Genomic DNA, 19,196 nt, shown 5'->3' on the forward strand with positions numbered 1-19,196 from the left:
CCATGGCTTGGGATTTCGAAACCGACCCGGAATTTCAGGAGAAGCTCGACTGGGCCGCGGAATTCGTCCGCACCGAGGTCGAACCGCTCGACCTGATCTATCCGAATCCCTACGACCGCACCGACAAAGAGGCCATGGCGCTGATGGGCCCGCTCAAGGCTCGCGTCAAGGAACAGGGGCTGTGGGCGTGCCATCTCGGTCCCGAACTCGGCGGCCCCGGCTACGGTCAACTCAAGCTCGGCCTGCTCAACGAAGTGCTCGGCACCTCGGTCTGGGCGCCGTCGGTATTCGGTTGTCAGGCACCGGATTCCGGCAACGCCGAGATCCTCGCGCATTACGGCACCGACGAGCAGAAGGCGAAATACCTGCAACCGCTGCTGGACGGCGACATCGGCTCCTGTTATGTCATGACCGAACCCACCGGCGGTTCGGATCCGACGCTGTTCAAGACCCGCGCGGTGCGCGACGGCGACCACTGGGTCATCAACGGCGAGAAGTGGTTCAACTCCAACGCGCGGTTCGCGAGCTTCCACATCGTGATGGTGGTCACCGATCCCGAGGTCAGCCCGTATCGCGGCATGTCGATGTTCATCGTGCCCGCCGAAACGCCCGGCCTCGAGATCGTCAAGAACTTCAAGGTCGCCGGATTCAGCGACGCCGAAGGCCATCTGCGCTTCACCGATGTCAGGGTGCCCGCCGATCACCTGCTCGGCGCGGAGGGCATGGGCTTCCTGGTCGCGCAGACCCGACTCGGCGGCGGGCGCGTGCACCACGCCATGCGCACCGTCGCGCTGGTGCGGCGCGCCTTCGACATGATGTGCGAGCGCGCGGTCTCGCGGCCGATGCGCAAGGGCACCCTCGGCGGACTCCAGATGACGCAGGAGAAGATCGCCGACAGCTGGATCGAGATGGAGCAGTTCCGCCTGCTCGTGCTGCGCACCGCTTGGCGCATCGACAAGGAACAGGACTACCTCGCGGTCCGCAAGGACATCGCCGCGATCAAGGTCGCCATGCCCAAGGTAATGCACGATGTGGCCCAGCGCGCGCTGCACCTGCACGGCGCCATCGGCGTCAGCCAGGACCTGCCCTTCGTCGACATGATGAACTACTCGGAGGTGATGGGGTTGGCCGACGGCCCCACCGAGGTGCACAAGATCACCCTCGCCAAGGAGGTGCTCAAGAACTACGCGCCCGGCGACCCGGTCTATCCCAGCGGCTACCGTCCCGCGTTGCGGGAACAGGCACGCGAACTCGTGGCGCAACGGTTGGAGCACATCGTCGGCAACCTCTGAGTGCCAATGGACGATGCCCCCGCAGCGCGCAGAACGGGCGACCCCCGCGACGCGCGGAACCAGCGAGGACCCCGCCTGCGGGGAACGCGGAGGTCCTACGCCGCGGGGAACGAGCGGGGGCTGCGCCGAACGGTACGAGCGGGGCTCCGCCGAACGGAACGTGTCGGATACCTGAGGCGAGTAGAACGAGCGACAAGCCCGCCGCGCACGGAACGAGCGAGGTCACTACCGCGTGCGGCGCGTCGCGGAACCGCGATCGAGCGGCACGGCGACTACGCGCTGATCCGCTCCGGTTCCTCGACGGCCACCTCGGTCACTGTGGCCACCTCGGTCAACGCCGCGACCGGACTCAGCCGCAGCACCGACGACATCCGGCGGGTCAGCGCGGGCAGGCCCGCGAAACCCACCCGACCGGTGCGCTGGGCGTGGGCGAGCGGGACGCGGCCCAGCCAGACCTGGTAGAGCGATGCGACATCGGCGGTGATGGTGACGTCGACCGGATAGCCGGGATCGGTGGTGCACACCGAGCTATCGCCGGATTCGATCACGATCCAGTAGCGGCGGATGTCGTCGGTGAAGCGGACCGCGAGCACCTGGCGGCGGCCGGGGAAGGAGGAGGTGTCCAGGCGGGTGTGCATCCACCAGACCAGCAGGTCGGCGTCCAGTTCCTCGGGATCGGGTTCGCCGAAGGTCCAGCGCGCGCCCCACGCGCCGAGGCCGAACAGGATGGTCTCCAGGTCGCGGCCCGCGTCGGTGAGCAGGTAGTCGCCGTAGATCTTCTCCACCAGGCCCGCGCGCTCGAAGTGGCGCAGCCGTTTGGTGAGCAGGCTGCGCGAGAGTCCTGGCAGGCCGCGCGCCAGATCGTTGAACCGGGTGGTGCCGACGAACAGGTCGCGCAGGATGAGCAGCGACCAGCGGTCGCCGAGCACGTCGAGCGCGCGCGAGATGGGGCAGTACTGGCCGTAGCTCTGAGTCGTCTCCGACACGATCACCTCCGGGGGCGGGGTCCACTTCTCGAACCGGGTCGGTCCACTTTCTGGACTATCCGGTTATCGCTGCCGTTCGTAGCTTCGAAACATGACCACTACCTCGATCACCGAAACCACCATCGACCGCGTCGGCGAGGCCCGCCGCATCGGCGAGAGCCTGCGCGCGAGCGTCGCCGAACGCGACCGCACCGGCGAGATCGATGCCGCCGCCTTCGACCGGTTGCGCGCGAGCGGCCTGTCCGCGGCCATCGTGCCCGCCGAATTCGGCGGCGGCGGTGCGAGCCACCGGGAGATGGGCGAGGTGCTGCGCGAACTCGGCAAGCACGACCCGTCCACCGCCGTCGCCTTCGCCATGCACACCCACCTGGTCGCCACCCAGGTGTGGCGGCACAAGCACGGCGCCGACGCGCGCGGGGTGTTCGAGAAGGTGGTCGGCGGGGCGATCCTGGTCAGCACCGGCGCCTCGGACTGGGTGACCTCGAGCGGCCGCGCCGAACAGGTCGATGGCGGTTACCGGGTGCACGCGCGCAAGTCACCGGCCAGCGGCTGCGAGATCGGCAATGTGCTTGTCACCAGCATCCGTTGGGACGAGGCACCCGGCGGACCGCAGGTGCTGCACTGCGCCGTGCCGATGTCGGCCCCCGGCGTTCGCATCGAGAAGACTTGGGACACACTGGGATTGCGGGCCAGTGGCTCGCACACGGTGGTGCTCGACGACGTGTTCGTCCCGGAGGCGGCGGTCTCGCTGGCCCGGCCCGCCGACCTGTGGCCGCCGCTGCTGAACGTCGTGATCGGCGCGGCCATGCCGCTGGTGATGGCGGCCTACCTCGGCATCGCCGACGAGGCGGTCGGGCTGGCCACCGCCCTGGTCGCGGGCCGCACCGACGCGCACCTGTTCCAGCTCGTCGGTGAGATGGGCAATGCGCACACCACGGCCGATGACCTGGTCGAGGCCATGTTCCGCGGTTCGGACGACCTGAACTTCGCCAACACCGACGAGTACGCCGCACGCACGCTCAGCCGCAAGACCGTGGCGGCGCAGAACCTCATCGACGCCGTCCGCCTCGCCATCGAAACCGTTGGCGGACTCGGGTATTCGCGCACCTGCGAACTCGAGATGCGCTACCGCGACGTGCACGGCAGCCTGTTCCACCCGCTGCCGCGCGCCAAGCAGATCCTGTTCAGCGGACGCGTCGCGCTCGGTTACGGCCCCCTGGCCTGACACCACCCGATCCGCGTTCCCCGGTCGAGTCGGACTGTTCCGACTCGACCGAACCATTTCTGTCCGAAAACATCGCCGCGGGCAGGAGCGCCGGAAATAAATGGGCCGACAACGGCAGTGTCGGTGTGCCACCATGTCATTCGACGGTGATCACCCGATCGGCGGGAGATCCGAGAGCACTCGACGGAGGAGGTGACACGTGCATTCGCGCAATCCGATGCGGACCTACCCGAGCCAGACGGCAATCGTCTCGACGGCCGTGGTCGATACCGGCGCCGAAGCCGGTCGCCTCGTCGCCGGTCGCTGACCCGCCTCCGCACTCCCGTCCTCTTCCACGAAACATGGTGAGCCCCATGCTGTCTCGTCATGCCACCGATCGGGTGGCGCCCACCTCGGACAATTGGATACACACGAGCGTGCTGGTGTTGAACGCCTCCTACGAGGCGCTCGACGAGATCGGCGCCGACCGGGCCGTCGTGCTGCTGACCAGCGGCGTCGCCGAATCGGTCGCCGACCGCGAGCCGTATTTCCCGATCCGGTCCAAGCAGCTCGAGATCGCGCTGCCCGAGACCATCCGGCTGCTGCGCTACGTCTTCGTCGAGCACGTGAATCCGGTGCACGAGGAGAGCCGGGCGACGCTGACGGGTGTGCTGCGCCGCGACAAGCACCGGTGCGGGTACTGCGCGAGCTGGGCGCGCACCGTCGACCACATCCGTCCCCGCAGCCGCGGCGGGCCCAACACCTGGGGCAACCTCATCGCTTGCTGCGCCCCGTGCAATACCGCCAAGGCCGACCGCACGCCGGAGGAGGCGGGCATGCGCCTGCTCTGGCAGCCCAAGGCCCCCGACCCGATGGCCAAGCGGCAGCGCCGGATCTGGCGACAGCTGGCCACGACCTGACATGCGCGACCGATACCGCGAGAGGAGTTATCCATGACCGTCGATGCCGAACTGTCCCGCACCGAACTGGCCGACGCCGAGCCGACACTCGTCGAGTTGCTTCCGCTGTCGGACAGCAACGGGTGGCATCGGGCCGCCTGCCGAGGCGACCCGAACCACGAAGCCTGGTTCCCGTACCCGTCACAGGATTTCGACTACGCGCGACAGATCTGCGCGGGCTGCCCCATCCGCACCGCCTGCGGCGAATTCGCTTCCGGCACCGGGCAGTCGGGAGTCTGGGGCGGGCACGAATTCGACCGGGGACGACTGATCCGCGAGTGAGGGGGACCCGCCGCGGCGGGGTCTACGGGCGCGCCGCGCCAGGGTCGATGGGCGACATGTTCGCACCTCGACCTCGGCGCGCGGGCGAATCCGGGGTGACCATACACTTGCCGTCGTGGGCACACATCGCAGCGGAGCCAGATCCCGAGGCGTCAGCAAAGGGCCGGTTATCGCTGTGGTGGTACTCGTCCTGCTGGCGGCGGGAGTATTCGCGTGGTTCCAGTTCTCCGACCGCGCCTCCGTGCGGGACAACGCGGCGGCCTCGAAGTGCGTCGAGGGCGATTCGACGCTGTATGTAACCGTCGACCCCGATATCGAGGCCGCGACCCGCGAGATCGCCGACCGGTACAACGCGAGCGCGCCGAGCGTGCGCGACCACTGCGCGAAGGTGACCGTCACCGCGAAAGCGTCGAACGCGATGGTCGCGGGCTTCGCTACCGGCGGAGCGTGGGACAGCACCCTCGGCCCGCAGCCCGCGCTATGGATCCCGGCCTCGTCGCGCGCCATCGAGGCCGCGCGGGTGCCTGGCCTCATCGAAGGCGAGCCCGCCTCCGTCGCCACCAGCCCCGTCGTCCTCGGCGTCGCCGAGCCACTGCGCAAGGCATTGGAAGCGGCGCAGACCAGCTGGAGCGATCTGCCCGGCCTGCAACAGGGGTCGCTGAACGAACTCGGTCTGTCCGGCTGGGGCGGGCTGCGCATGGCCGTGCCCGCCGACGACTCGACGCTGGCGGCGGCCACCGCGGTCGGGGCGACGCTCTCGGGCGCCGACCCGCTGACCGCTCAGGCCGCAGGTTCGGGCCAGGTGATCGCCGCCGTGTCGGGACTCGCCGCCGCAGCGCCGGACGTCGAGAGCGCAGGCGCCGCGCTCGACACCATCGCGACCGCACCGCAACCTGCGGGCGCGACCATACATGCGGTCGCCGCTACTGAACAGCAACTGAACGCGCACATGGGCGTGGTCGCCTACCGCCCGACAGGCTCGACCCCGATCGCCGACCACCCGGCGGCCACCATGTCCGGCCCATGGGTCGACCAGACCCAGAACCTCATCGCGGGCGTCTTCGCCGACTACCTGCGCACGCCCGAGAGCGCCGCCGTCTTCGCGCGCGCCGGATTCGCCCCCGCCGCGCCCGCCGCCGCGCCCGGCGCGGCACGCGACGCGCTGGTGAAGATCGCGGGCACGCTCGCGCACCCGGTGCTCGGCGTGCAGTCCACGGTCCTGCTCGACGTGTCCGCGTCCATGTCGACCACCGACGGCTCGGGCACCCGGTTGTCCAACAGCCTCGGCGCCCTGCGCTCGACCATGAACGTGATGCCGCCGGAATTCGGACTCGGCGTGTGGACCTTCGGCAAGAACCTCGACGGCACGAAACCGTACAAGGTACTCGCCGCGACCGCGCCGCTCACCGACAACCAGCGCACCGCCGTGCAGACCGCGCTCGGCACGGTGCGCGCCACCGAAACCAAGACCGACCAGGCATACCCCACCCTGGTCGCCGCCTACAAGGCCGCGGCATCGGACTACGCCGAGAGCCGCACGAATTCGATCCTGCTCGTCACCGACGGCCCCGACGACGACTCGACGGTCACCGGCGCGAAATTGCTCGCCGACATCGCCGCCGCCACCGACAAGGCCCGCCCGGTGCGCGTCGACGTGGTCGTGCTCAGCGGCGCGGGTACCCAGACCCTCCAGGACCTCGCGAAGCAGACCGGCGGCACCTACACCAAGGTCGACGGCACCGACAACCTGGCCTTCGCGCAGGCCATGGTGCAGGCGCTCACCACGCCGTGATCCAGCGCCACGCCGCACCCCGATCACGCCGCACCCCCGATCACGCCGTGCTCGGGAACGCCCTGTGACCGATGAGAGCCGGTTGGTGGCCCGCTACCTGTTCGTCGGGCACATTCGCCACCTGTAGCGGCCACAGCTGAGGGCACAAGGCGCCCCGACCTCGGATCCGGGCCGAGATCGGGCACATGTCGATCGGCCGCACAACAGATCGTCAGCCGGATGTAGCGCCCCGCACGAAAGTACGCACTCAGTCGGCGTAAGCCTCGAGCGGCGGGCACGAGCACACCAGGTTCCGGTCGCCGTAGGCGCCGTCGATGCGCCGCACCGGCGGCCACACCTTCGCCCGCGCGTGCGCGATCCCGCGCGGGTAGACGGCGATCTCCCGGCCGTAGGGGTGCTCCCACTCCCCCACCAGACAGGCCGCGGTGTGCGGGGCGCCGCGCAGCGGGTTGTCCTCCACCGGCCACTCGCCCGCGCCGACGCGGTCGATCTCGGCGCGGATGGCGATCATGGCCTCGACGAAGTCGTCGAGTTCCGCGAGATTCTCGCTCTCGGTCGGCTCGACCATCAGCGTGCCCGCCACCGGGAAACTCATGGTGGGGGCGTGGAATCCGTAGTCGGCGAGCCGCTTGGCGACATCGTCGACGGTGACGCCGGTGCGTTTGGTGATCTCGCGCAGGTCGAGGATGCATTCGTGGGCGACCATGCCGTTGTCGCCGGTGTAGAGGACAGGGAAGTACTCGTCCAGACGGCGCGCGAGGTAGTTGGCCGAGGCGATCGCGGTCAGCGTCGCGCGGCGCAGGCCGTCGGCGCCCATCATCCGGATGTAGGCCCAGGTGATCGGCAGGATGGACGCCGAACCGTAGGCGGCCGCCGACACCGCGTGCGAATCCGCCGCGAGCGGGTCGCCGGGCAGGTAGCGGCTCAGATGGGCGCGCACCGCCACCGGGCCGACGCCGGGTCCGCCGCCGCCGTGCGGGATGCAGAAGGTCTTGTGCAGGTTCAGGTGGCTGACGTCACCGCCGAAATGCCCCGGCCGCGCCAGCCCGACCAGCGCGTTCAGGTTCGCGCCGTCCACGTAGACCTGCCCGCCCGCCTCGTGCACCAGCGCGCACAGTTCGGCGACCTCGTGTTCGTAGACGCCGTGCGTGGACGGGTAGGTGATCATGATGCAGGCCAGGCGCTCGGCGTGGTCGGCGATCTTGGCGCGCAGGTCGTCGAGATCCACGTCGCCGTTGTCGCGGCAGCGCACCACCTCGACCCGCATGCCGACCATGGCGGCCGATGCCGCGTTGGTGCCGTGCGCGCTCGACGGGATCAGGCAGGTGTCGCGGTGGGCGTCGCCGCGGTCGAGGTGGTAGCGGCGGATGGCGAGCAGGCCCGCGTACTCGCCCTGACTGCCCGCGTTCGGCTGTAGGCTGACCGCGTCGTATCCGGTGATCTCACACAGCCAGTTCTCCAGGTCCGCAACCACTTTCCGCAGTCCGGGCGAGTCCTCGACCGGCGCGTAGGGGTGCATGCGCGCGAAGCCGGGCCAGGTGATCGGCTCCATCTCGGCGGTGGCGTTCAGCTTCATGGTGCACGAGCCGAGCGGAATCATGCTGCGGTCCAAGGCGATATCCTTGTCCGCGAGGCGGCGCAGGTACCGGAGCATGGCGGTCTCGGTGTGGTACGCGGTGAACGCCGGATGGGTGAGGAACTCCGAGGTCCTGGTTTCGATTGCCGCCGAACCATTGTCGTCCCCGACAGCGGCGGCCTCGACCGAGCTTGCGGTGCCGAAGGATTCGACCACGGCGGCGACGTGCTCGCCGGTGGTCGCCTCGTCGCAGGCGATGCCGACGTGGTCGGCGTCCACCAGCCGCAGGTTGATTCCGCGCGACTTCGCCTTCGCCACAACGGCTTCCGCACCGCCGGGCACGTGCGCGAGCACCGTGTCGAAGAAGGCGCGGTGCACGACGGCGCCGTCGAGCCCGGCCGCGATCGCCGCCGCGTGCCCGTGCACTCGCCGCGCGATATCACGCAGACCGTCGGCGCCGTGATAACTCGCGTACATGGCGGCGACGATGGCAAGCAGCACCTGCGCGGTGCAGATGTTGGAGGTGGCCTTCTCCCGGCGGATGTGCTGTTCGCGGGTCTGCAACGCCAGCCGGTAGGCGGTATTTCCGTCGGCGTCCACCGAGACGCCGACCAGTCGCCCCGGCAGCTGACGCGCGTAGGCCTGCCGCACCGCGAGATACCCCGCGTGCGGACCGCCGAAGCCGAGCGGCACCCCGAAGCGCTGGGTGGTGCCGAAGCAGACGTCGGCGCCCTGTTCACCGGGCGTGCTCAGCAGAGTCGCCGCGAGCAGGTCGGCGCCCACTGCCACCGGTGCGCCGCGCTCGTGGGCCGCCGCGATCACCCCGGTCCAGTCCACGATGCGACCGGAGGCGCCCGGGGTCTGGACCAGCACGCCGAAGAAGTCACCGTCGGGCAGCTCGCCCCCGGCCAGATCCGCCGTCACGATCTCGATGCCGAGCGGTTCGGCGCGCGTGTTCAGCACCGTCCTGGTCTGCGGGAACAGGTCGGCGTCGACCAGCAGGCGCGACGAGCGCGAGCGGCCCGCGCGACGCAGCAGCGTCATCGCCTCGGCCGCCGCCGTCGCCTCGTCGAGCATGGACGCGTTGGCGACCTCCATGCCGGTCAGATCCGACACCATGGTCTGGAAGTTGAGCAGCGCCTCCAGCCGCCCCTGACTGATCTCGGGCTGGTACGGGGTGTAGGCGGTGTACCAGGCCGGATTCTCGAGCAGGTTGCGCACCAGCACCGGCGGGGTGAGGGTGTCGTAGTAGCCGAGGCCGATCATGGACGTGGCCACGGTGTTCGCGTTCGCGATGGCGGCCAGTTCGGCCAGCACCTCGTGTTCGGTCGCCGCGGGCGGCAATCCGGCGAGGGCAGCGTCGGAATCGTCGAGGATGCTCGTCGGCAGCGCGGCCTCGGCCAGTTCGCGCAGCGATCCCACGCCGACGACGGGCAGTATGCGGGCGAGTTCCTCGCGGTCCGGTCCGATGTGGCGGTCGGCGAAGGATCGGGTCACGGCAGCTCCAAGGTCGGGCGGGTCGACCGGCGCGGTCGACGGTAGCGGCCCTCCCCCTCTGTCGTGGAGCCTGAGAGATTCGGGACGCGTCATCCCTTTCCCCATGGGCGGGCGGCCCGCGGCCACCGCTTTCCAGAGACGTCGAAGCCCGTACGGTCCCGGTTGCCTGAGAGATTGACGGGGAGGTGCTGCTCCTTCGGCGCCCGGACTCGTTTCGAGACCGGAACTCTCCCGCACGGCGGCGACGCACCGTCAGTTTATGCCGAACACCCAACCAACCATGTCATCAAGCCCATGTAGCGCTCATCACTCACCGGCACACCCCACATGGCGGCACGACAAAAACCACAGACAGGCAAACAAAAACCATCACCTTCAAGCCCACCCCACCACAAGGGAGCGAGCCCGACGAGCGACGGTTCGCGGCCGACGAAGTCGCCGCCGATAAACCCAGCTAACTCAACCGGTCTTGGCGTTCATCCGCGCCTTGCGGCGGTAGGCGAGTTCGTCCTCGGGGCGCTCGGTGGCGGCGGAGGCCCGCTCGGCGGGGAAGTTGGCGATCGCGCCCGTCAGCTCACGCATGGCGCCGCTGACCGCGATGCCGAAGACGCCTTGGCCGCCTTGCAGTAAATCGACGACCTCCTCGGGCGAGGCGCACTCGTAGACCGAGGTGCCGTCGGAGAACAGCGTGATCCCGGCGAGATCCTGGACGCCGCGACTGCGCAGATGGTCGACGGCGATCCTGATGTTCTGCAACGAGATTCCCGCGTCGAGCAGGCGTTTGACGATCTTGAGGACCAGGATGTCCTTGAACGAGTACAGCCGCTGACTTCCCGAGCCCGCCGCCCCGCGAATGGACGGCACGACCAGTCCGGTGCGCGCCCAGTAGTCGAGTTGGCGGTAGGTGATCCCGGCCACCTGACATGCGCTGGGGACGCGATAGCCCACTAGATCGTCGGGCACCGAATCATCCGGGAACAGGCCAGGCTGTACCACATCCTGCGATTGCTCTGCCACTGACCACTCCCTTGCTTCGCCGACGCCTGTCGTTCGCGACCGTGCGCGATGACCCGGCTCCGTGACGACCGTTCACCGCGGGTGGCGTTTCCGCCGCCGTGTGCGCCCGGCCCAACTATCGAGGTTACTCCCTTGATTCTCCGGTGAGCAGCGGCATCGATCCAAACGCGACGCGCGGTAAAAGTCTCGACCTATAGTTCAGGGCGAGAAACCTGAGATAGCTGTCAGCTATCGGTGGCCTTGAAATCGTCGGGCGAAACGGACTCGAGGAACTCCTTGAACTTCTCCACCTCGTCCTCGCGCTCGTCCGGCATCACCAGGCCCGCCTCGTCGAGAACGGCCTCCTCGGCGTAGATCGGGCACCCGACGCGCAGCGCGATGGCCACCGAATCCGAGGGCCTGGCCGAGATCGTCAGTTCGTTGTCGAACACCAGATCCGCGTAGAAGGTGCCCTCCTGGAGATCGACGATGCGGACCTCCTTCAGGGTGTGCCCGAGTTCGGCGATCAGGATCTTGATCAGATCGTGGGTCAACGGGCGGATCGGGGTCACCCCCTCCTGCTCGAGCACGATCGCCGTGGCCTCCGCCTGCCCGATCCATATCGGCAGGTACCGGTCTCCTGACACTTCGCGCAGCAAGAGCACGGGCTGATTCTGCGGCTGCTCGACTCGAATGCCGATCACGCGCATCTCACTCATCGCACTGCCTCCCATACTCGCCGGCCGCCCGGCATGACCGCTGCGGAGCTCGCCGTAACACGAGTCTAAGCGAACCGGCGGGGGTGCTGCGATCGGTGCGCGCAGCCGAAACCTGTGTGTTGTCGCCGCGGAATCCCGCGTGATGTTTCAGCTGAATCCCGCGTGATGTTTCAGCGGAATCCCGCGTGATCTTTCAGCGGAATCCCGCGTGATGTATCGGTGGAATCCCGCGTGAAGGTGACAGCGGACCGCGCGACGCCTCAGCTGCCGAGCGAACTGCGCACCGAAGCCTTGACCAGGCAGGTGTGCAGGGTGAGCGACAGCGCCGCCAACTCGCGCACCGTCTCCTCCGCCCGCGCCCGCGCGTCCGCGTCGCGGCTCTTGGCGATCGGCGCCGCGATCTGGGCGACCAGCGCCGCCTCCCGGTCCGCGGCCAGCTTGAACGCGCGCAGATGCCGCGCCTCCAGACCGAATTCGGCCATCGCCCTTGCGGTTCTGGCCAGGGTGACCGATTCCGCGTCGAAGAAGCCCGCCGCACCCGGCGTGATCAGATTCGCCCGGATCAGATCGTTGAGGAACTTCTCGTCGATCTCGGCCTGCTGGAGCAGATCCGCACGGGTGAGCCGGATTTCGTGATCGAACCGCAGTTCGTCGGGTGAGATCTCACCGGGCACGACTCCGAGCCTACGTGGCGCTGCCGCGCCCGCAACCCGAGCGGGACGCCCCGCCGGTTCGGCGGACGCGCCGGACTCGACCGAGGGCGCAGCGTCGACACGCCTGCCGGACACCGCGCGGGCGCGCGCCTCGCGCACCCCGAGCGTCGCCGCGCCGCTGTCGATCGCCTCGAGCTGCTCCTTGATGACCTTCAGCGGGAGGTACTGGTCCCGCTGCGCGGTGAGCACGAAACGGAGCCGCTCGCAGTCGGCGACGGAGAATCTGCGGTATCCGGAGGGTGTGCGCTCCGGGCGGATCAGACCTTCGGCCTCGAGGAACCTGATCTTGGAGATGGTGACGTCCGGGAAGTCGGGGCGCAGCAGGTCGAGTACGGAGCCGATCGACATGCCTCCGCGCGCCCACTGCGCCGCGCCCGTCACAGCGCCGAATCCTTCATGATCGCCGGCGCCGCCGTTCTCATAGGCTGCCCGCACCCGCCGTCGGCTCGCTGACCTGGGCACGCGGTCCGGTGAGGAAGACCAGACGGAACTTCCCGATCTGCACCTCGTCGCCGTTCTGCAGCTCCGAGGAGTCCACCGGCTCGCGATTGACGTAGGTGCCGTTCAAGCTGCCCACGTCGACCACCTGGAAGGTGTCGTCGTCCTGCCGGAACTCGGCGTGGCGACGGCTGACGGTGACGTCGTCGAGAAAGATGTCACTGTCGGGGTGGCGCCCCGCGGATGTGGTCGGCTGATCCAACAGGAATCGCGAGCCCGCGTTCGGCCCGCGCTTGACGACCAGGAGGGCCGCGCCGACAGGCAGGCCCTCGACCCCTTGGACCGGCTGTTCGCCGGTCTGCTCTACGGAGCGCGACGCGTCGACCTCGTTCAGGAAATCCGCGCGGAAGACCGACGTCGTCTCGGCCGCGGTCTCCTGGTAACCCGGGTCTTTGTTCTCGCTCACCGTTTCTCTCCTCCTCGAACCTGATTATCCATGCAGGCAGGTGATGCCTTCACCGACACGAGCTGACGTGTCGAGGCGAACACCGGCATCCACCGCCGGACGTCTGTTGGCATTGACCGTACCCTGCCGGGCCGTGCCCGTGCAGGTAGAACCGGGAAGGCTTGCTCAGCCCCCGATAACTCCTTGATAACCTGCGCCATCCAGCAGTTGCGCGAGTGTGGATTCGAGTCCGGCGGCGTCGCCGACCTCGAGCTCGAACAGCCAGCCGTCACCGTAGGGATCCTCGTTCAGCGTCTCCGGCGTATCGTTCAATACCTCGTTCACCGCAACGACTTTCGCGGCGAACGGGGCGTAGATGTCGGAGACGCTCTTGGTCGATTCCACCTCGGCGATGCTCTGACCGGAGTCGACCTCGATGTCGAGTTCCGGCAGTTGGACGAACACGACGTCACCGAGCTGTGACTGGGCGTAGTCGGTGATGCCGACGAGGACCTTCGTCGGGCCGATGCGCCGCACCCATTCGTGCTCCTCGGTGTAGCGCAAGTCCTCGGGGATCTGGGTCACGAGGCCGTCCTTTCTCATCGACGTTGCCCGCAACTCTATGCGAGACTCCCCGGCGGGTCCGACCCGACGTCTCCGCTACGGGCGTCGGTGTGGCACAGTCGGTATCGCGCGCGCCACCGCGACGGCTCGCCCCAGGTAGAGCAGGCCGGTCCAGACGTAGACCGCGGTTCCCCAGACCAGGAACGCCCCGCCGAAGGCCCGACCGAATCCGTCGAGCGGCCAATCCATCTGCCCCGCCAGCAACCACGGCAGCGCCGACATGAGCGCGAAGGTCGCGGCCTTGCCGAGGTAGATCACCTCGGGCGGGTCGAGCTCGCGGCGCCGGTAGACGCCGAGGGTCGCGGTGAGCACGAGATCTCGACCGATCAGTATCAGCGCGACCCACCACGGAATGAGCCCGCGCACCACGAAGGCGAGCAGTGTGGTGACCAGGTAGAGCCGGTCGACGAAGGGGTCGAGCAGCGCGCCCAGGCGCGAGGACTGATCGAGCAGCCTGGCCAGCTTGCCGTCGAGGAAGTCGGTGACGCCGCTGGCGATCAGCAGCGCGAAGGCCCACCCGTCGGCGTGCTCCACCAGCAGCAGCCACAGGAACAGCGGAACGCCGAGCAGCCGGATCACGCTCAGCGCGTTCGGGACGGTCAGGATCCGGTCGGCGAGGACCGCGCGCAGACCGCCCGCGGCGTCCGAGTCGGATCGTCGGCTCGGGTCCGTCGTCCCGGGTTCGCTTGTCACAGCCCCCGTGATACCGCACCGCACCCGCGCGCCGCCATCCGGGCACGCCGGAGGCCGGACGGGTTATGTCACATCGAGCCCACTGAAAGAATGAGTATGAAACCATCTCATCCGGCGGGGTACGGAACTCGAGAGGAAGTCATGCCCGTATTCGACTACGACGTGCTGGTGATCGGTTCCGGATTCGGCGGGAGCGTGAGCGCGCTGCGCCTGACCGAGAAGGGCTACCGGGTCGGTGTCCTCGAGGCGGGCAGGCGCTGGCGCGCGGAGGATCTGCCGCGCACCAATTGGAATGTGCGCAAATCCATCTGGGCGCCACGCCTCGGGCTCACCGGAACCCAGCGCATCAGCCTGCTCGGCAAGTGCGCGGTGTTCTCCGGCGCGGGCGTCGGCGGCGGATCGCTGATCTACGGCAACACCCTCTACGAGCCGCTGCCCGATTTCTACGCCGACCGGCAGTGGGCGCACATCACCGACTGGTGCGCCGAACTCGCCCCGTTCTACGACCAGGCCAAACGCATGCTCGGGGTGACGACGAACCCGCGCAGCACGCCCGCGGACCGGATCATCGCCGAGATCGCCGACGATCTCGGCGTCGGGGACACCTTCCACGCCACCGAGGTCGGCGTCTTCTTCGACGAGGCGAATCCGGGCGTCGAGGTGGACGATCCGTACTTCGGCGGCGCCGGTCCGCGCCGCAGCGGCTGCGTGCACTGCGCGCAGTGTTTCACCGGCTGCCCGCACAACGCCAAGAACACCACCCCGACCAACTACCTGTACCTGGCCGAACAGGCAGGCGCGCGGGTGCTGCCGCTCACCACCGCGGTCGCGGTGCGGCCGCTGCCCGACGGCGGGTACGCGGTCGACACGGTGCGCTCGGACCGCCCGCTGCGCCCAGGGCGCGCGAGCGTCACGGCCGAGCAGGTGGTCTTCGCGGGCGCCGCGCTCGGCACCCAGAAACTGCTGCACGCGATGCGCGAGAAGGCGATGTTGCCGAATCTGTCCCCGCGCCTCGGCGAACTGACGAGGAGCAATTCCGAGGCCATCCTCAATGTGGTGAGTCGCACCCGCACCGATTTCGCCGAGGGCATCGCGATCACCTCATCGATCCATCCCGAGCCGAACACCCACGTCGAGGTGTGCCACTACGGGAAGGGACAGAACGCGCTGTTCCCCATGTCGGTGCCGATCGTGGACGGCGGCGCGTTCCGCTTCCTGCGATTCCTGCTGGCGATACTGCTGCATCCCCTGGTGTTCCTGCGCAGCCTCGACGCGCGGCGGGCCTCGGAGCGGTCGGTGATCCTGCTGATCATGCAGTCGCTGGACAACTCGCTGACCTCCTATCCGAGCCGCCGCGGCCTGCTGAAGACCAGGGCGGGCACCGGCGAACCCAATCCGAGCTGGATCCCGCTGGCCCACGACATCGGCCGCCGATTCGGCGCGAAGGTCGACGGCGACACTCACGGGCTGATCATGGACGTGTTCGACATCCCGGCGACCGCGCACTACATCGGCGGCTGTGTCATCGGCGACAGTCCGGACACCGGAGTGGTCGACCCGTATCAGCGCGTCTACGGCCATCCCGGCCTGCACGTGGCCGACGGCTCGGCGGTCACCGCCAATCTCGGCGTCAATCCGTCGCTGACCATCACCGCGCAGTCCGAACGCGCGATGTCGTTCTGGCCCAACAAGAACGAGGCCGACCCGCGCCCGCCGCTCGGCGCCGCCTACACCCGCATCGACCCGGTGCCGCCGAGCCGACCGACCGTCCCGGACACCGCGCCCGGCGCGCTGCGGCTGCCCATCACCCCCGTCGATCCCGCCCTGCGCGCGGACCGCTCGAATCCGACACCCGCCTCCGGATAGCGGGCGAGCCGCACGCGGTGCAGTCACGGCAAATAGACTCGACGCGTGTCAGACAGTGGTATCGACCTACGGACCTACGTTTCCGCCGAGGCGGTCAGGGAGCGCGGGCGGGCGTTGCGGGAGCGGGTTCCGGTCGGGGCTAGCGCGGGCGAGGTCACCGCGCCGGATCGGCCAGGGGTGCTGGAATTCCTCGCCGCCGCGCACGCCGACCGGCTGGCGCATCTGGTGCCGCTGCGGGTCGGGCGGATGATGTCGGGACCGTTCACCTTCTATCGCGGCGCCGCCGGACTGATGGCGGCCGATCTGGCGCACGCGCCGGTGAGCGGGCTCGACGCGCAGATCTGCGGTGACGCGCACGCCGCGAATTTCGGCCTGTACGGCACGCAGAGCGGCGATATCGTCATGGACATCAACGACTTCGACGAGACCGTGGTCGGGCCGTGGGAGTGGGATGTGCGGCGGCTGGCCGCGAGTCTCGTGCTCGCCGGTCGCGAATCCGGCGTCGACGAGGACGCGTGCGCGCGCGCCGCACGCGACGCCGCCACCTCCTACCGGCTCGCCACCGAGAAACTCGCCGACATGCCCTTCCTGAGTTCCTGGTCGGCGCTGCCGGACGAGTCGGTGCTGAGCCTGGCCGCCGCCGAGGATCTGGTCGACGATTTCAAGAAGGCGGCGAAGAAGGCGCGCAAGAACACCAGCGCCAAGGTGGCCGCCAAGTGGACCGAGCACATCGACGACCACGTGACCGGCGTGCGGCGGCACCGATTCGTCAGCGACCCACCGGTTCTGACCGCCGTCGCGGATTCGGTGGCCGATGCCGTGATCGACGGCCTCGAGGGCTACGTCGACACCCTGCGTGAATCGCGGCGCCCGCTGATCACGCGATTCGCGGTGTCCGACATCGCGTTCCGCATTGTCGGCACCGGCAGCGTCGGCCTGCACAGCTATGTCGCGCTGATGCACGGCAACGAAGGCGAGGCACTGGTACTTCAGCTCAAGCAGTCCATACCCTCGGCGCTCGCGCCGTACCTGCCGCCGCAGCCCGCGGTGCACGAGGGCGAACGTATCGTGCGGGGCGCCAGACACGTTCAGGCCGAGACCGACATCCTGCTCGGCTGGACCTCGGTGCGCCTCGGCGAACGGGAACTGCCGTTCATCGTGCGCCAGTTCCGCAATCTGAAGGGTTCCATCGATCCGGCGGCGCTCGAGGCCGAGGACCTCGACGACTACGGCAGACTCGCGGGCGCGCTTCTCGCACGGGCGCATTCGCGTTCCCTCGATCCCCGGCTGACCTCGGCCTATCTCGGCGGCGACGAGGCGTTCGACGACGCGGTGACCGCGTTCGCGGTGCGCTACGCCGACCGCACCGAAGCCGATCACGCCGAGCTGGCGGCCGCGGTGAAGGCCGGGAAGCTGGCGGCCGAACTACCGCAGTGACGCGTGTCCACGGGCGCGGGGCGCCCGATTGCTCGTATCCTGTCCTCTGTCGAGTGACGACGTGAAGGGCGGTCGCGAATGCTCGTGCAGGTGCAGAACCCGACAGGCACGAATGCCGAACGGGCGCTGATCGATTGGTTGAGCGCGTGGAAGGATCCCGGCAGTCCGCACGGGGTGGCCACCCTCAATTGCGGTCTGTCCTATGAGAACACGCTGCATCATTTCGACGCGGTGGTGTGGACGCCGACCAGCTGCGTGGTGATCGAGGCCGAGACCATCGGGGCGCCGCAGGGCGGTGTGCTCGACGTCCCGCTCAACGGGGCGTGGACCATCGACGGTGAACCCGCCGCCTTCGAGGGCAAGGACAAGCGTCCGCCGCTGGACAAGTCACGCGAGCACACCTTCGCGTTGCAGAACTGGCTGGCGGCCAACGGCCTCGGCCAGCGCGCCGTGCACGGCGTCGCGCTGATCGTGCCGTTCCGCGGCACCGAGGTGAAGATCCAGCAGGCGTGGACCGACCCGAGCTTCGATGTCATCCTGGGCAACGATCCCGGCAGGCTGCGGCACTACTTCGAGATGCTCGCCCAGTCGGAGAAGCATCTGTGGACGGCGAACGACGTGGCGGTCGCCTTCCGCAAACTCGACATCCTGGCGTATCTGCCCGCCCCGCAGGATCTGATCGACGAGGGATTCCTCGGTCCGGTCAACGTCGTGCTCTGGCACGGCGGACCGCAGCAGGCGCAGGCCGAGGCCTACGCCGAAGAGCAGGCGCGGGCCGAACGGGAGGCGCGGGGGCCGCTCATCGAAGCGCCCTGGTACAGCCCGTGGAAGCTGTACCCGCGGCGGGCGGGCGAGGTGAGCATGCGGCGCGGCGGCATGCGGGTGGCGCTGATGATCGGCATGGTCATCGGTTTCGCGTGGGTGCTGTGGTTCCTGATCACCGCGCTGCTCACCTACGGTCCCGGATAACGGGATTCGACACGGGCGGATTCAGGAAGGGCGGCGGGCCGGGAATTCGGCGGCGAGTTCGGCGAATACGGCCGTGTTCAGGGCGAAGGCACGCCGTCCTTCGTCCAGCACCCGCCGCAGCTCGAGTTCGTCGACCGTCAATTCGTCGAGCAGCGCACGGTATTCGCGTTTGAATGCCGCCGGGTTGGCGATGTCCTCGAAGACGTAGAACCGCACCCCGTCACCGCGGCGCGGCAGGTCCCACAGTTTCTCGGCGGCGCCTCGGATGACCTGGCCGCCGGACAGGTCGCCGAGATAGCGGGTGTAGTGGTGAGCGATATAGCCCGCAGGCCAGTCCCGGGCGCATTCCTCGATGCGCGCGGCGTAGGCGGCGGTGGCGGGCAGGGCCGCGATATCGGCACGCCACCGCGGGCCGAGCAGGTGGGCGAGGTCGCGTTCCAGCGCGGCGGTCCTCGCCAGTTCCGGACGGATGAACGGCGCGGCGACCGGATCGTTCGCGAGTGCGTCCCAGCGTGATTCGAGCGCGCGGTAGATGAACCACAACTGCGTCGTGTACCGCCGATAGGACGCGATGCCGAGGCCGCCGCCGAGCATATCGGTGATGAACGAGGAGTTCTCCGCCTCGGCGTGCTGTTGTTCGGTGGCCGACCGGATCCGCGTCGAAAAAGGCACCGCTGTATCCGACACGTCCCGTTCACCTCACCATCG

General features: G+C 68.7%; 17 protein-coding genes and 1 riboswitch. Of the genes, 8 read left to right on the forward strand and 9 right to left on the reverse strand.

The genetic code is table 11. From position 1 onward, the window contains the following. The first annotated feature begins 2 nt into the window (after nt 1-2). On the forward strand, nt 3-1,292 hold the full coding sequence (locus IT779_RS08780) for an acyl-CoA dehydrogenase family protein (RefSeq protein WP_196148719.1): 1,290 nt from the start codon (nt 3-5) through the stop codon (nt 1,290-1,292). Nucleotides 1,293-1,564: 272 nt separating this feature from the next. Here IT779_RS08780 and IT779_RS08785 read toward each other — a convergent pair whose 3' ends face one another. After that, the gene (locus IT779_RS08785) at nt 1,565-2,278 is read right to left on the reverse strand and encodes a winged helix-turn-helix transcriptional regulator (protein WP_196148720.1); all 714 of its coding nucleotides are present in this window, start codon (nt 2,276-2,278) and stop codon (nt 1,565-1,567) included. Between the two features lie 91 nt (nt 2,279-2,369). Between IT779_RS08785 and IT779_RS08790 the strand changes: the two genes are divergently transcribed. From IT779_RS08790 to IT779_RS08805, 4 genes are all read left to right on the forward strand, one after another. Then, entirely contained in the window at nt 2,370-3,503 is a 1,134-nt protein-coding gene (locus IT779_RS08790) for an acyl-CoA dehydrogenase family protein (RefSeq protein WP_196148721.1), read from the forward strand. A 353-nt stretch (nt 3,504-3,856) separates the two neighbouring features. Continuing rightward, the gene (locus tag IT779_RS08795) at nt 3,857-4,402 is read left to right on the forward strand and encodes an HNH endonuclease (RefSeq protein ID WP_196148722.1); all 546 of its coding nucleotides are present in this window, start codon (nt 3,857-3,859) and stop codon (nt 4,400-4,402) included. 33 nt (nt 4,403-4,435) lie between these two features. Then, nucleotides 4,436-4,723: a WhiB family transcriptional regulator gene (locus tag IT779_RS08800; protein WP_196148723.1), complete on the forward strand. Its 288-nt coding sequence runs from the start codon at nt 4,436-4,438 to the stop codon at nt 4,721-4,723. A gap of 115 nt (nt 4,724-4,838) precedes the next feature. Beyond that, complete coding sequence (locus tag IT779_RS08805) at nt 4,839-6,515, forward strand: VWA domain-containing protein (RefSeq protein WP_196148724.1); 1,677 nt, start codon at nt 4,839-4,841, stop codon at nt 6,513-6,515. 247 nt (nt 6,516-6,762) lie between these two features. Here the strand turns inward: IT779_RS08805 and gcvP are convergent, their stop codons facing one another. The 7 genes from gcvP to IT779_RS08840 all read right to left on the reverse strand — a co-directional run bounded on the left by gcvP (nt 6,763) and on the right by IT779_RS08840 (nt 14,153). Continuing rightward, complete coding sequence (gene gcvP / locus IT779_RS08810) at nt 6,763-9,588, reverse strand: aminomethyl-transferring glycine dehydrogenase (RefSeq protein WP_332838725.1); 2,826 nt, start codon at nt 9,586-9,588, stop codon at nt 6,763-6,765. A gap of 143 nt (nt 9,589-9,731) precedes the next feature. Then, a riboswitch (glycine riboswitch) is annotated at nt 9,732-9,832 on the reverse strand. Between the two features lie 215 nt (nt 9,833-10,047). Beyond that, the gene (locus IT779_RS08815; RefSeq protein ID WP_054813953.1) at nt 10,048-10,605 is read right to left on the reverse strand and encodes a MerR family transcriptional regulator; all 558 of its coding nucleotides are present in this window, start codon (nt 10,603-10,605) and stop codon (nt 10,048-10,050) included. Nucleotides 10,606-10,829: 224 nt separating this feature from the next. Then, nucleotides 10,830-11,303: a bifunctional nuclease family protein gene (locus tag IT779_RS08820; protein WP_196148726.1), complete on the reverse strand. Its 474-nt coding sequence runs from the start codon at nt 11,301-11,303 to the stop codon at nt 10,830-10,832. Nucleotides 11,304-11,563: 260 nt separating this feature from the next. Then, nucleotides 11,564-12,364, reverse strand: a complete 801-nt coding sequence (gene ftsR, locus IT779_RS08825; RefSeq protein ID WP_196149150.1) for a transcriptional regulator FtsR — start codon at nt 12,362-12,364, stop codon at nt 11,564-11,566. Nucleotides 12,365-12,434: 70 nt separating this feature from the next. Beyond that, complete coding sequence (garA, locus tag IT779_RS08830) at nt 12,435-12,920, reverse strand: glycogen accumulation regulator GarA (protein WP_196148727.1); 486 nt, start codon at nt 12,918-12,920, stop codon at nt 12,435-12,437. A 165-nt stretch (nt 12,921-13,085) separates the two neighbouring features. Next, the gene (gene gcvH, locus IT779_RS08835) at nt 13,086-13,484 is read right to left on the reverse strand and encodes a glycine cleavage system protein GcvH (protein WP_196148728.1); all 399 of its coding nucleotides are present in this window, start codon (nt 13,482-13,484) and stop codon (nt 13,086-13,088) included. 75 nt (nt 13,485-13,559) lie between these two features. Next, nucleotides 13,560-14,153: a CDP-alcohol phosphatidyltransferase family protein gene (locus tag IT779_RS08840; protein ID WP_198428365.1), complete on the reverse strand. Its 594-nt coding sequence runs from the start codon at nt 14,151-14,153 to the stop codon at nt 13,560-13,562. 204 nt (nt 14,154-14,357) lie between these two features. Between IT779_RS08840 and IT779_RS08845 the strand changes: the two genes are divergently transcribed. The 3 genes from IT779_RS08845 to IT779_RS08855 all read left to right on the forward strand — a co-directional run bounded on the left by IT779_RS08845 (nt 14,358) and on the right by IT779_RS08855 (nt 18,488). Continuing rightward, nucleotides 14,358-16,082 (forward strand): GMC oxidoreductase, encoded by a 1,725-nt coding sequence (locus tag IT779_RS08845; protein WP_196148730.1) that lies wholly within the window; start codon nt 14,358-14,360, stop codon nt 16,080-16,082. A 45-nt stretch (nt 16,083-16,127) separates the two neighbouring features. Further along, entirely contained in the window at nt 16,128-17,519 is a 1,392-nt protein-coding gene (locus IT779_RS08850) for a DUF2252 domain-containing protein (RefSeq protein WP_196148731.1), read from the forward strand. A 90-nt stretch (nt 17,520-17,609) separates the two neighbouring features. Further along, entirely contained in the window at nt 17,610-18,488 is an 879-nt protein-coding gene (locus IT779_RS08855; RefSeq protein WP_332838726.1) for a nuclease-related domain-containing protein, read from the forward strand. Between the two features lie 21 nt (nt 18,489-18,509). Here IT779_RS08855 and IT779_RS08860 read toward each other — a convergent pair whose 3' ends face one another. Beyond that, the gene (locus IT779_RS08860; RefSeq protein WP_196148733.1) at nt 18,510-19,175 is read right to left on the reverse strand and encodes a biliverdin-producing heme oxygenase; all 666 of its coding nucleotides are present in this window, start codon (nt 19,173-19,175) and stop codon (nt 18,510-18,512) included. Nucleotides 19,176-19,196: the final 21 nt, after the last annotated feature.

The sequence above is a fragment of the Nocardia bovistercoris genome (assembly GCF_015674855.1).
Classification (GTDB): domain Bacteria; phylum Actinomycetota; class Actinomycetes; order Mycobacteriales; family Mycobacteriaceae; genus Nocardia; species Nocardia bovistercoris.

What these genes read in the sequence shown, in the direction of transcription:
- IT779_RS08780 (WP_196148719.1), top strand. Translation starts at nt 3, where the DNA reads ATGGCTTGGGATTTCGAAACCGACCCGGAATTTCAGGAGAAGCTCGAC.
- IT779_RS08790 (WP_196148721.1), top strand. Translation starts at nt 2,370, where the DNA reads ATGACCACTACCTCGATCACCGAAACCACCATCGACCGCGTCGGCGAG.
- IT779_RS08795 (WP_196148722.1), top strand. Translation starts at nt 3,857, where the DNA reads ATGCTGTCTCGTCATGCCACCGATCGGGTGGCGCCCACCTCGGACAAT.
- IT779_RS08800 (WP_196148723.1), top strand. Translation starts at nt 4,436, where the DNA reads ATGACCGTCGATGCCGAACTGTCCCGCACCGAACTGGCCGACGCCGAG.
- IT779_RS08820 (WP_196148726.1), bottom strand. Translation starts at nt 11,303, where the DNA reads ATGAGTGAGATGCGCGTGATCGGCATTCGAGTCGAGCAGCCGCAGAAT.
- ftsR (WP_196149150.1), bottom strand. Translation starts at nt 12,364, where the DNA reads ATGTCGATCGGCTCCGTACTCGACCTGCTGCGCCCCGACTTCCCGGAC.
- IT779_RS08845 (WP_196148730.1), top strand. Translation starts at nt 14,358, where the DNA reads ATGCCCGTATTCGACTACGACGTGCTGGTGATCGGTTCCGGATTCGGC.